1 protein-coding gene is annotated in these 14,848 nt (G+C 65.0%); it reads left to right on the top strand.

From position 1 onward, the window contains the following. Positions 1-6 precede the first annotated feature (6 nt). Positions 7-14,763 carry a cytochrome c3 family protein gene (locus tag U1E26_12430; GenBank protein MDZ4170439.1) on the top strand — a complete coding sequence of 4,919 codons (14,757 nt, stop codon included), beginning with the start codon at positions 7-9 and terminating at the stop codon, positions 14,761-14,763. Positions 14,764-14,848 lie beyond the last annotated feature (85 nt).

The following is a 14,848-nucleotide window of genomic DNA, read 5'->3' as shown; positions in this document are numbered from 1 at the left end:
ACGACTGTGTTCACTACGCTAATCGCAGGTTCGCGTGGGTTCGGCGCGCGCCAGCCGTTCTTTGTCGCCCTCGCTGCCATCTTGTGTCTGTTCGGGGCGGGAGTTGCTTACGCGGCGCTCGGCGATCCGAGCGCGAGCATGACCATCGAGAACGATGCACCCGTCGTGACGAGGCGCACGGTGACGCTCTACTCGGATGTCACCGATGCGGACGCGATGCGTTTCGTTCCCCCGATTGCCTCGATCGACAGCGGCATGGAGCACACGTTGGTGCTTGCCACCGACGGTACGGTGTGGGCGTGGGGCGTGAACCGCTGGGAGCCATGCGGAGCGCCCAGAGGGCCATTCCGGGCCACCCCGGTGATGATCGGGAGCGACAACGATTGGGTCCAGATCTCGGCCGGTTTCGCGTGCAGTATCGCGCGCAAGGCTGATGGGACGCTCTGGGCCTGGGGCGACAACTGGTACGGACAATATGGCGATATGGCACCGCAGCAGGGTACTCCTCGGCAGATCGGGTCCGAAGCGGGCTGGACCGACGTGTCAGCAGGCAATACGCACGTTCTCGCCATCAGGAGCGGCGAGCTCTGGGCGTGGGGTGAGAACGATCTAGGCCAGCTCGGCAACGATACCCCCGGGACGTCTGGACCGGTCCAAGTGGGTACCGATACCGACTGGGTGACCGCATTTGCGGGCAACCGGTCCAGCTTCGCGATCAAGACGGACGGGTCGTTGTGGGCCTGGGGATCCAATATGACGGGCCAGCTTGGGACCGGAGATGGCGCTAACACATCGACGCCGACGCAGGTGGGCACGGATAACGACTGGCTCAAGGTCTCGATGGGCGAAGTCAGCACACACGTTCTCGGGCTCAAGGCGGACGGGTCGCTCTACGCATGGGGCGACAACTACATCGGGTCGCTGGGGCTCGGGTTCTCGGGTGGAGCGATGTTCGGGCCGATGCCCGTCGCCGTCGGTACCAGCTTCAACGACATAGCGACTGCAGCCTACGCATCGGTGGCTTGTGCGAACGGAACCATGTATTGGTGGGGCAATCTGGGTGCCGAATACGCATCCAGCCCGGCGCAGGTCGTTGGCCTGCCGTACTGCAACATGGTCGCAGCGGTCCCGTGGACCGCATGCTTCGCCGTGAGTGGCGGTGACCTGTGGGGTTGGGGCGACGGTCGATTCCTGGGTAACGACTCGGATGCCATGGTGAGCACGCCAATGCAGATCGGGCACTGGGAATCGTACTCGCCGATGCGTCCGTATCTCTTGCCGGCCGATGACGGCGCGTCGGGCACGCAGGTGGTATCGGTGATGTTTCGCGACGCGGGTGGGGCAACGCGAACGCTGACCGATGAGGTCGCCTATGACTTCAGAGGGGGCACTACGAGCGTCGCCATCAACTGGGGCGCGCCGTATGCACAGTCGACGGCGGTCACGCTGGAGATCGACGCACCGACCGCGGTGGAGATGTCGATCGAAGGTGGGGAATGGGTGCCCGCCGCCGGTTCCGCGCCCTACACGCTGCCCGACGCCGACGGCGAGTACACGGTTGCGGTGAGGTTTCGCGACGCGACACTCACCGAATTCAGCGCGAGCGACTCGATAACGCTCGACCGGCAGGCTCCGCTCGGGACGATGGCGTTGAACCACGCCGCGACCTCCACGCGAGGCCGGAAGGTCACCATCGATTCGGACTTCTCCGACGCTGTCTCGATGCGTATCGGCTATCCGTCGACGTGGAAGTCCGTGTCGGTCGGTGGGTCGCATGCGGCCGCGTTGCGGACCGACGGTTCCTTGTGGACATGGGGCGACGGTGCCAGGGGGCAACTCGGAGACGGGGTCTTGCAGCGCTCGACGCCGGTGCGTGTGCCGGGCGGCACGTGGACCGCGGTGGCTGCCGGGGGTTCCCACACCGGTGCGATCAAGGCCGACGGAACGCTCTGGATGTTCGGCGCCAACGAGTCCGGGCAGCTTGGCGATGTTGGCAACGAGGGCATTCGCGCCGATCGCCAGCTGGCGAGCCAGGTGGCGGTGCCAGGCGGAGGCCAGTGGAGCTTGGTCGCTGCCGGCGAGAATCACACGCTCGCACTGACCACGGACGGGCGCTTGTTCGCTTGGGGGAAGGGCGAGCGTGGACAGCTCGGTGACGGCGGCTTGAGCTCAAGCGACCTCCCGAGCCAGGTAACGCCATGGATGACGTTCACTGCGATCGCTGCGGGCGGCGACTCTTCGTACGCTATCGACTCGGCCGGTGCGCTGTGGGCCTGGGGAGCGAATGACTCGGGGCAGATGGGCAACGGTGCGGTCGGCGACCAGCACGCTCCCGTGTTGGTGTCAGGGGCCGAGCCGGCCTGGACGTCGATCAGTGCTGGCGCCGAGACGCTGGCCGCGCTGCGCAGCGACGGGACGCTTCACTGGTCTGGTCGCCTGGGTGAGATGACCGCGTCGACGCTCACGCAACTCGACGGCACCTGGCTCAGGGCCAGCGCCGGAGACCGGTTCATCATCGCCGTCAAGCATGACGGAACACCGTGGGGCGTCGGGGCCAACGACCTCGGCCAGACGGCTGGCGAGAGTACCGTCGCACGCGTCCTCCCTCTCGCGCTTGACGCGTCCCTGAACTTCTCAGCGCTTGATTCGGGTGGTGCCAGCACAGTCGCCGTTCGAAGCGATGGCAAGCTGTGGGCCTGGGGCGCGAACGGCTACGGTCAACTCGGCGATGGCACCACCAACAACGTGCGTTACCCGATCAACACCGACTGGATGCCGTATGAGGCGTCGCTCGTCCGCCCGCTGCCAGCCGCCTCGGGTACGACCGGGTTCGCTTGCGCCTACAAGGACGCGGCGGGGAACGCCACCACCGCGCAGGACAACATTGTGCTCAATCCGGGCCAGTCGGTCGGGACGATGACGGCGACCAGTCTGGGTGGTCATTCGATCGCGATCGCCTCGAGCGTGCCGACCGCTACGGAGATGCGTATAGCGCAGCCGCCGCTCGCCCTCGGTTTCAGCTCCGGGTACTGGTATCCCTACGACGGAGGCTACCAGAGCGATTCTTCGTTCATCGTCTCCCAAGACGGGCCGCTTCACGCAACCGGCGCGAACTGGGCAGGCCAGCTCGGTGACGGGACCACCTCGCAGCGCTCGGCCTACACGCGCACGCCGGGGCATCAGGCCTGGAAGGCCGTCGCGATGGGGGCCGCCCACACCCTTGCGATCAAGAACGATGGGTCGCTATGGGTCTGGGGATCGGACACCTCGGGTCAGCTCGGCGATGGCGCTGGAGCCAGCGCGACGCCCGTTACCTCGCCCAAGATGATCGATGCGGACGGATGGGTCGCAGTCGCCGCATACGGTAATGCCAGCGCCGCCGTTCGAACCGACGGCTCGCTGTACACGTGGGGTTCCCCGAGCGGCGACTCGGGACTCGTGTACCGCGGCGGCGGCCCGCTCACCGGCATCCGTTACCGTCAGGCATCCCTCGGCAGTCAGCACATGCTGCTGCTGACCGATGACGGCACACTGTACGCATCGGGCGAGAACTACTACGGACAAGTCGGTGACGGAACCCGTACCGGCCGAGAAGCCCCCGTGCTCATCAGCACAGGCTGGAAGTCCGTTTCCGCGGGACACAATCACTCCCTGGGCATCCGCACCGACAACACGCTCTGGGCGTGGGGCAGCAACGCCAACGGTGAGATCGGCAACGGCGGCGGCAGCGACCGCACCGCTCCAACACTGATCGACTCCGGCAGTTGGCAGCGCGTCTCCGCGAGCGGTTCGTACGGTGGCACTTCCTCCAGTGCAGCTATCCGCGCGGACGGGTCGCTTTGGGTCTGGGGTGACAACTCTCTCGGTCAGCTGTGCGATGGCACGTATGAGACGCGTCGCACTCCGCTTCGTGTGGGCACCGGGACGGAATGGTCGCTCGTGGCGGCAGGGCCGACCGGCATGCTCGCGTCCACGACCGACGGTGCGGTGTACGGCTGGGGCACCAACGGGCATGGCGTTCTGGGTCCGGTCCGTACGCCCCGCTGGAACAGCTCACCCTGGCCCGTGCAGCCGGCCTGGTTGCAGGACTGGAATCCGCCACCCGCGATTTGGGAGCCTTACCAGGCGGACAAGACCATCGAAATCGACTGGGCACTGGGGACGACGACTTTTCGTGTCGGATACCGCGACGAGCCGGGCAACATCGACTGGCTCAGTTCAACCGCTTTTGTGGACGTCGCGCCGCCTGAAACCTCGATACTGGCGACTCCCTACGGCTGGTCGCAGACCCCCGTGCGGATCCAGTTGTTCACTTACGACGACTGCTCCCCGACTACGACGTACTACCGACTTGGCGAGGGCGTCACCACGACCTACACGGCGCCGTTCGAGGTGTCTGACCCGGGGGTCACCAGGATCACCTTCTGGGCCGTCGACGCGACCGGCAAGATCGAGGGTGCGCAGACCTACGACGTGAAGATCGACTACGTCGCGCCGGTCACGACGTCCACGGTCACTGAAGGTGTGTTCCACGATGGCGCCATCTACCTCAGCGCTACCGACTCGCTCTCCGGCATCGCGTCGACCTGGTACTCGTTCGATTCGGAACCGGCGAAGCCGATCGCCTTTCCGCTTCCCGCTGTCACGGAAGGCCCCCATACCCTCGAGTACGGGAGCATCGACAAGGCCGGCAACATCGAGACGACCAAGACCGTCAACTTCGTCTACGACCACAACCCGCCGACCACAACAACGACGCCGCTTCCGAGCGGCTGGTCTACTAAGACCGTCGAAGTGACGATAATCGCCGAGGATATCGCGGCGCCGCCGACCGCGTACTACACGCTGGACGGTGGCGTGGTCACCACCTACACGGCGCCGTTCACAATCGGTGACGGCACACATACGCTTCGCTATTGGTCGGTTGACGGGGCGGGGCATGTCGATCCCACGCATACGGTGACCGTGAAGGTCGACACCGCCCCACCGGTGACCGCCGCGAGCCTGCTCGGCGGCACCGCGGTCGAGCTCACGCCGGTCGACGCGGTCTCGGGTTCAGTCGGCACCAGGTATCGCGTCAACGGTTCCGCAGCCGCCACCTACACGGCGCCGATCCCGCTTGGCACCTCCGATATGCACCTGGAGTTCTGGAGCGTTGACGCCGCAGGCAACGTCGAGGAGATTCGGAGCGAGGTCTTCGACGTGCTCCCTCCGACCACCACGATCAGCTCGATCCCAGTGGGCTGGTCGACCGAGTCAGTTGAGATCAGCATAACGGCGTTCGACACGGTCTCTTCAGTGATCGCCTACTACCGCCTCGACAACGGCGCCGTGACTGAGTACTCGGCACCGTTCATGGTCGGCGAAGGTGACCACACCCTCTACTACTGGTCCGTCGATGCGCTCGGCCACGTGGATCCGACCGAGACCGTGCGCGTCCAGGTCGATGGCACTGCGCCGGTGACCACGTGCGACGACACCTGGCCGTGGGACACCATGCCTGTCTTGCACGCGACGGACGGCCTCTCGGGCCTCGGGTCGACGTGGTACTCGCTCGATGGCGGCGCTCCCCGTGAGGCACCCATCGAGCCGCCCCTGACCCAAGGGGAGCACTTGCTCGAGTACTGGAGCATCGACGTGGCGGGCAACCGTGAAACGCCGCACTTGATGACCTTCCGTTACATACTCGCCCCGGCTCCCACCGGCACGGTTTCTTTCGCCAACGACGCCACCGCCATCAACACGATCACGGTGCCGGTGGTCTCGAAGATCACCAGTGTGGTGGACATGAAGCTCGGGTCTGGCGAATGGCAGCCGTACTCAGCGGTCGCCACCATGGCTGTCGATCCGGGCGACGGCCCGAAGCAGCTTTCGGTCCTCTTCCGTGACGAGTACGGGAGAATCACCGAGTTCGCCAGTCAGATTATTCTCGATACACAGGCTCCCACGGGGACGTTCTCAATCAACGCAGGAGATGCCTCGACGAGATTCCGCACGGCGGTTGCGGTGACCTCCGTGAGCTCGGACGCGGTGGGCATCCGGACCGAGCCTCCGGCGGGGTGGGGTCAGATTACAATCGGCTCCAAGACGATGCTCGGCGTCCGGGGCGATGGAACGCTGTGGGGACGCGGTACGGACGAATACTTCGTGTACACCGGCAACGGCCTCTCCACGACGAACCACGTGCCGGGGGTCTTCGCTCAGGCGGGCGACGGAGCCACGTACAGGTCGGTTGCAGTTCACGACTACTTCGCTGCCGGGGTCAAGACGGACGGGTCGCTGTGGGTGTGGGGCGACAGTCAGGGCGGGCAGCTTGGGGTATCCGGCTTCGCCCCGGTGCGCCTACCTATCCGGCTTGGTACCGCGAGCAACTGGTCGACGGTCACCGTCGGGGGCCAGAGCGGAGCTGCCATCACCACAGGCGGCGCCCTGTATACCTGGGGTCACAACGGCCAGGGGCAGTGCGGCCTTGGCAACTCGGTCACCCCGCAACTCACGCCCGTCAACGTCCAAGCTGGCACAACGTGGAAGGCCGTGTCCGGCGGTAGCGGCGACACGTTCGTGGGTATTCGCACGAATGGTTCGCTCTGGACGTGGGGCTTCAATACTTCCGGACAGGTAGGCGACAACACCCAGAGCGTCATGTCGACGCCCGTGCAGCCGAACGGCACGAGCGGATTCACCGACTGGATCTCGGTCTCGGCGCGTGGAACCACGACGTATGCCGTGCGTGCCAACGGCGATCTCTACGCGTGGGGATCCAACAGCTACGGGCAGATCGGAGACGGCACGACGACGGATAGACTCGTCCCGACCCTCATAGGCACGGGTTACAAGTCCGTGGCCGGCGGCGAGTATCACGCCACCGCGGTGAAGGCGGACGGGTCACTTTGGGGCTGGGGCTACAACTCCGATGGTCAGGTGGGCGACGGCACTTCCCAGACCAGACTGACTCCGGTACGGGTAGGTCTAGCGAACAACTGGGCGTCGGTCGCCAATGGTGACAGTGTCAGCATGGCTACCGACAACTCTGGAGAGTTGTGGGTCTGGGGCTTCCCGGTGGCACTGTACGGCAACGAGACCGGTGTCGTACGGCCCGCTCCGGTTCGTGCCGACTGGTTCAGCTACACGCCACAGCACCGGTTCACCTTGCCGGCGGGCAACGGCGTCAAGAACGTCAACGTGAAGGTCGTGGATGCCGCCGGCAATATCGGGTCGTTGACTGACTCGATCACGCTCAACACCGCAGCAACACCGGGGACGGTTGTCGTCGAGGGGGGCGCTGCCTGGGCAGGGACGCAGACGGTGGTCGCCAGCATAACCGTGCCCTTCGCAGTTGAGATGACGAAGGATACGCCGTTCACCGCCGTGGCGGCAGGCGGCAACAGCATCGGCCTCATCCGTGGTGATGGACGACTTCACTCCATGGGTTACAACCCAGTCAAGAAACTCGGCGACACTACCTCGACGAATCGCTCGACGCCGGTGTCATCGACGCCTTTGCGTGACTTCGTTGCGGTCAGCTACGGCATCGAGCATGCGCTGGGGCTCGCCGCAGACGGCACGCTGTATGGCTGGGGCTCGGAGAGGTATGGGGCGGTCGGCACCGGGCACATCGGGGGTCCGTTCGGTAGGACGGCCGCTCAGGTTGGCGCGGCCGGCGAATGGGCCAAGATAGCGGCGGGGGCCAACCACAGTCTGGGCCTCAAGAAAGACGGATCCGTATGGGCGTGGGGGTACGGTGGCAACGGTGCTCTCGGACTCGGGGCAGACGTTCAGGACAAGCCCCTCCCCACGAAGGTCTCGGGCGCGGGATTGGTGTTCACGGCCATCTCAGCCGGATCCACCTACTCGATGGCGGTCCGAAACGACGGAACTCTCTGGGTGTGGGGTACGGGGTCTCAGTATCAGCTTGGGATCGGGGCAGGCACATTTGCGTCCGCACCCATACAGGTCGGCACGGCGACCAACTGGGCGTCAGTCTCCGCGGGCTCTTCGCACGCGATGGGCTTGCGCACGGACGGTTCGGCCTACGTGTGGGGCAACAACACCTACGGGCAGATAGGCAACTCCGGGGCCGCCAGTAGCTACAACACGCCACAGGCGCTGGGGTCGGTGGGCTGGCAGTCGCTGTCGGCCGGTGATGACTTCTCGACGGGCATTCGCACTGACGGCTCTTTGTGGGCATGGGGTCGTTCCGATCGCTACCAGACCGCAACGGGCAACGCCCCCACCGTTCCGCGGCGCATCGATGCAGCCACCGACTGGGTCGCGCTCGACGCAGGCACGGCATCGGTCGTTGCGCTGAAGCGAGACGGCGCCGTCTACACGTGGGGGGGCAACGTCTACGGCGAGCTGGGTACCGGCGCGGGGACGGTAGGCGTCTCGACGTGGGTGCCGACTGCGATCATGCCGTCCGCATGGCAGTCGGTCATTCCGACCGCGGCGGTGTTCGTGGAGCGCGGTGGGCTCGACACCAACATCGCATTCGGCTTCCGCGACATCGCAGGTAACGTCTCTGTGGTCGGCGACCGCATCGGCTTCGACTACACGCCACCGGTCACGACCGCAACAGGCATCCCGCGCTGGTGGGGATGGGATGGGACGTTCACCCTCGCCGCGACCGATCCCGGGGCCGGCGTCGCACATACGTTCTATAACTTCGACGGTGGGTCACCGACGACGTATACCTCGGAAGTAGCAATCAGCACCGAGGGCACCACGCTGGTGGGCTACTGGTCGGTCGACTTGTACGGGAATGCTGAAGCACCCAAGTACGGCTACGTGCTCGTTGACAGTACTGCGCCCGTCATCGGCTGGAACATCCCGTCAGCGGGCTGGCTTGCGACGGACACCCTGAGCGTCTCTGCGACGGATGCGTTGTCTGGCGTGAACTCCCATCACGTCTGGCTGAATGGGTCGCCGAGGGCATATGAGAACCATACGTATGCATACGACGTACACACCGCCACCTACCGCTTGACTGAGGGCAGCCACCTCGTGCGGGTGGAGGCCAGCAACCGTGCCGGCGCCTACAGCGAACGCAGCCAGACGGTGTCGGTGGACTTCACGCCGCCCAGTAGCACGGCTACCGGGATTCCGACCGGATGGTCGCCGACGGACGCGGTCATCTCCATCGCCGCGACTGATGCGCTGTCAGGAATGGCTGGCGTTCGCTACCAGGTCGATGGGTCTGCGGCGAGTACCTACTCGGCGCCCATCGTCATCGGCGATGGGATCCATACCCTGCGCTGGTGGGCGGTCGATGTCGCCGGCAACGCGGAGCCAGCTCACGTTGAGACGCTGACGATAGACACCTCATTCCCGGGCTCGGTGTCGACGATCGATGACACGTGGCGCAAGACGCCTCAGACGTTCTCGATCGTGTCCACGGATGCGCTCAGCGGATGGAGCGGCACCAGCTACCGTATCGACGGCGGTCCCGACATGCCGTACTCGGTACCGGTGACCGTGTCCGACGAGGGCACGCACACCGTCGAGTACTGGGCGTGGGACCTGATGGGCAACATCGAATCCCCGAAGAAGACCGGCACTATCCGGATCGACTACAGTCCGCCGCACACCGTGCTCTTGGGCGCGCCTGCAGGCGTCAGCGCGGCTGTCGTGGAGCTTGTGCCGATGGCGACGGACGCTGGCGTAGGGGTCGCGCAGACGTACTATCGGATTAACGGCGGCCAGGTCCGGCCGTTCACCGCGGATCAGACAGCGATCATCGTTGCGGACGAGGGAACAACCACGGTCGAGTACTGGTCGGTCGATCTGTTGGGCCATGTGGAGAGCCGTCACTCGCTCGACGTCGTTGTTGACTACGTGGCTTCCGGCGGAGGGAGCGGGACCACAACCAGCAATGCACCGTGCATCACGTGCCATGGCGCGGCGGGGGCTCCACCCCAGATGGCGGTCAACTTCGGCGTCCAGAAGGTGGACCGAGAGACGGCATGTCCTCGCTGCCACACGTACGGGCTTGCGGGCACGCACCCCAATCACTATGCAGGCGGCAACTGCGGCGCGGTGTGCCACAGGGGGCTGATGGGCGCGAGCACGCTGGCTGCGACCCCAACGAAGATCACGCCCTACGGATCCTTTGCCTCGTTGGGCTCGAAGGATACGACCTCGGGCGATCTTCATGTGATACACGCTGCCGTTCGTTGGCCCGGTTCGATCACCAAGGGAGACTCCAAGTGCAGCAGCTGTCACGCTCCTGCTGCGTGCGAGGCCTGTCACTCGGGCGCGTTGTCCCCCCTGCATGCCGAGCACAGCAGTATCGGCAATCCCCGCTACACCGCGAGAGCCCCCGTCGCCACACGCATCTGCTACGGCGTGGTGGGCGAGGACCAGTCGTTTGTCTCGGTCACCGAGTCGTTCCAGCAGTGCGGAATCGGCGAGTGTCACAACACCGCAGGTCTGGCCGAGGCCGAGCCGGTGTCTTTCGAGGACTTCACCCATGCGGCGATCGGCACGAAGCCCGCGAACACGGTGGTGAAGACCGGAACGTGGATGACGCAGACGAAGACCGCTTACTCGATGCAACGCCGCAGCGCTTCGGTTGTGAAAGGTTCGACGCTGGGCATTTCGTTCATGGGCACCAAGGTTGCCATCAGTGGCGGTAAAGGACCCAACTTCGGCGAACTCGAGGTCTCGATCGACGGCGTCGTCGTCGCGACAATCAATGGCTACTCTCCGACAGTCGTCGACAAGACGACGCTGTTCACGTCAAGCACGCTCGTTCGTGGACCCCATACGGTCTCAGTGCGCGTCACGGGCGTGCGTCCGGCTGGTTCTTCAGGCATCGCCGTGGCGGTGGACGAGTTCCTTGTCTGGGACAAGCAGCCCTCCGCTGTTGCGCCGGCGTGCACGCAGTCCTGCCACCCGGACCGCGTGACCGCGCACGGCTATGAAGATGTCGATCACGTCGCGGACTCAGGGGCATCCATCGAGCCCGTCAGTGGCGCGCGCTGCGATGCGTGCCACTCGATGGACCTCATGGCGGAGCACACGCGCAAGGGCTCGGTGACTTCTGCCAAGGGCTGCGCCACCTGTCACGACAACCCGCGCCGTACGTTCGGGTCCTGGAACCAGTCCTGCCAGCAGGGCGGTTGCCACACTCCGGGGACGACGGAGCAGCGTCACGCGGGGCTGCCCACCGTGCACGACGTGAGCATGAGCCTCAGTTGCACGAAGAACTGCCATGAGACCGCGGTCTCCAAGGAGCACGCCAAGGACGCTGGTCGGCGCAGCGCTGTTGGGTGTGTCGAGTGTCACAACTCGCCGGAGTACGTGGCCGGAGTGCGATCCGTACCGGCGGCCACGTGGTCTAAGGACTGCAACGCCTGTCACCCGAGCACCCATGCCCCGAACGCTGCGGGCAACGGGCTGTGCCTTGACTGTCACGGCGCTTCCAGTGCTGCGATCGATGCGCTCGTCGGAGCGGGCACCTGGAACAACACCGGCGGTGATCATGGCGCAGGTTACGCAGGGTCGGCCCACGGATCATCCGTGATGGCTGGTTCTGACGGCGCCGTGCCGTCGAACACCGCGTGCGAGGCGTGCCACAACCACAACGCGATCGGCGCAGGCGCGGCCACCGAGTTCCGGACTGCAGGCGGCAGACAGGGGCAGTCGGCACTGTGCTTCGAGTGCCACTCTGCCAGCGGCGACGAGACGCGGACCCCGGTGCCCAACACGTGGAACGGTCGCGATCTCGCGGTTGAGTTCGCCCGACCGAGTGCGCATCCGGTCGAGGGAGCGTCGTCCGTAGGTACCACTCGAGAAGAGACGGTCGGCGTGTTCACCCAATCGACGCCGATCGAACTTGCTGCGAACAACAGCTTCCAGGTCTCGGCTTCGTCCACTATGGGCGCGCAGCTGCTGTGGGATAGCTGGACGATTCCGTCTGTGACCCGCCCGCTTCTGTTCTTGGCACCGGAGAGCGTCCATCCGGATCCTCGGTCCTTCTCGCAGTACGACCCGGACCTGAACGTGTGGAACGGTCACAGTTACGATCCCACGAATCCGGCGGCGGGAACTGCGTACTACGGCAGCAGCGGGCTCGCGGTGCAGGGTAAGTTCGTGTGGAGCGTGGGGCAGGGATTCGACACGAGGATGTCCTACACCCCGATCAACGTTTCAAGCCCCGACTCGTGGAACTCGCTGAGTCCGCTCCCGTTCGTCGCGGACAGGCATGTGCTGTCTTCTGCTGACCCTGATGCAGGGCTTGTATACTACGCAGGAAACAACACGGCAGGCACCGTCTACCGATGGTTCGCACCTACTGATACGTGGATGGCTCCGTTCGTCATGAAGAGCGCTGGCGGCACGCCCATCGACTTCACGAGCTCCGACTTCGCCTACTCGCCCATCAATGACCGGCTCTACGCGGTGACGAAGAACTTCAACCAGGCGCCCGTGATTCGCTGGGTCGATTCACCGTCGACCGCTTCGGGCCAGGCCACCTACAGCCAGCAGGTGCTTGCACAGCCCGGGAGCACGTGGGGCAGCGGCGACCTGTACATGGGTTTGACGCGCTTCACCTTGGGGGGGACCGACTACTTGGTCTACGAGGGGCCGACCTCGGACGCCTTTGGAGGTCAGAGGGCGTACCTGATCAGCGGGCTCGCTTCGGGGGTCCACTCCATGACTCCGCTACCCGAATTCTTCTGGTACCACGGCGGGAAAGGCACAAAGCTTCTGTGGGACGGGGGCGACTACATCTACGCGCTGCACGAGAACAGCGGCCCGAACCCCGGACGCATCCGAGTACCGGCCGACCCGCTCACCGGCGATTGGGGCACATGGGAGTTGCTTCCCACGCCGCCCACGGCACTCGGCGAAGTCCGCAACGGTTCGATGGCGTTCCTGCGCGTTTCGACCGCCAACATACCGGTCACCGGATACCTGGCTTCGGGCACAATGCGTGCTGAGATCGACCTGCCTGCGGACGCAATAGGCTGGGGAGAGTTCGCCTGGGCCAGTTTCGAGCCACTGGGGACAGAGCTCTACATGTCGGTCGAGGGCTGGAATGGAGCGAGCTGGACGGCGCTTCCCGGTATGGCGAACAAGCGGTATGGCCCCCTTGATCTTTCGGGAATCGATTCATCCGCGTATCGCCGGATTCGCCTCACGGCGCAGCTCGTCACGAACTCAGAGACCATTACACCCTCGCTTCGCGGCTGGAGTGTCACTGCTCGCATTCCTGTGGACGATAACTCAGGAGTCGCATCGTTGAGCTGCGCCAGCTGCCACAACTCTCACACGGTTGAGAAGGGTGCGGGGGCGTGGGACGTAGTGCGTGTCTCACAGCCGGGCAACACGACCCTTAGGCCTACCGACATGACGACGTTCTGTCTTGAGTGCCACTCGAGCGGCAACCTGAGCCGCGCGATATCAGCCGGCAACGTGGTGCCCTATGACATCGGATTCAGCGTGTTTGGCAGCGACTCCTTCTTCCCCGGCTGGGAGAAGGATGTCGGTCCGGCCGCATTCAAGAAGTCGGGGCATTTCACGACTTCGGGCACCAAAGCACTGTGTGAGAACTGCCATGACCCGCACGCGTCTCAGAACCCACGACTCACCGCGTGGACGAAGCCCACGGGCTTCGTCGGCGGGCGGGCCGGCACGCGCGACAACACGTCGAGCGCCGGCTTCGAAGAGAAACTGTGCTTCCAGTGTCACGGCAACGGGGTCGTCGGCACGCAGGCACCGGGGGCGCAGGATGTAGCGTCGGTCGTCTTGCTGCCTTATCGACACGATCCATCAGCGTCCGGCCTGCACTCCGACGCAGAGTCGGCAGTCGACAACGGGACGAAGCGACACGCGGAGTGCACCGACTGCCACGACCCGCACGCCGCGCAGCCCGCGGGCGACCGTCTTGCCGGCGGAGTACCCATCGCATCTCCTGCACTGCTTGGTGCCACGGGACTCAAGCCGATCTGGGGCAGCACGCCGGGGTCGACGCTCACCAGCTACACGGCGACGCGGCTCCTGGGTCGCCCGGGCGACGTTGAGGCCTACGTGTGCTTCAAGTGCCACACGTCGGCTTCTGGACGCCCCGCTGCGGCGACATCAGGAGGGGTTCCCTACACCTCCACCGACCTGGCGGCAGAGTTCAACCCGAACAACCAGAGCTTCCACAATGTCCTTGGTCTTTCGAAGGGGATGAAGGACTCGTTCCTGGTGGACGGGACAACCTACACCTGGACGTTGCCCCCGGATGCGAGCTTCCTCAAGCCAGGATGGACCCGCAACTCGGCTGTGACGTGCTCGGACTGCCATACCTCAGGTGCGATGTCGTCGGCGAAGGGGCCGCACGGCTCGAGCGTGCGCTTCCTCATCGATCCGGCGTATCCTGCGGACTATCGCCAAGCCTCACTCGACTGGCGCGAGCCGGACAACGTGTGGCCAACGGGCCAGGTTATCTGCACCAAGTGCCACGTGTTCAGCCCCACCCAGAACGATGCACACGGCGCGCGTGCGCTCGCGCAGGGAGCCGGCAACAAGATCCACACGCGCGAGTACGATGACACGATGAAGTGCACGTCCTGTCACATCGCGATTCCGCATGGCTGGAAGCGCCCGAGGCTTCTCATCAACTCGAGTGACCCGGCAGCTTATCGAAGCCCTTACGCGAGGGGACCGCTCAAGAACATCAAGCTGCGAAACCGGACACCGAACGACTGGCCGGCAAGTGACTGTGCTGGTTGCGGCAGTTGGCCCCACCCCGATCTTGGTCCGGTGTGGCCGTAGGCAACACCCTGGTGTTCAGATCACGCGAAGGCCGCCTCTTGGGGCGGCCTTCTGCGTTCGGGGCGAAACCGAAACAACTCCGAAA

The sequence above is a fragment of the Coriobacteriia bacterium genome, assembly GCA_034370385.1.
GTDB lineage: Bacteria > Actinomycetota > Coriobacteriia > Anaerosomatales > PHET01 > JAXMKZ01.
Note: the sequence above shows the minus strand (reverse complement) of the source record. Positions and strands in the feature narration are given on the sequence as shown.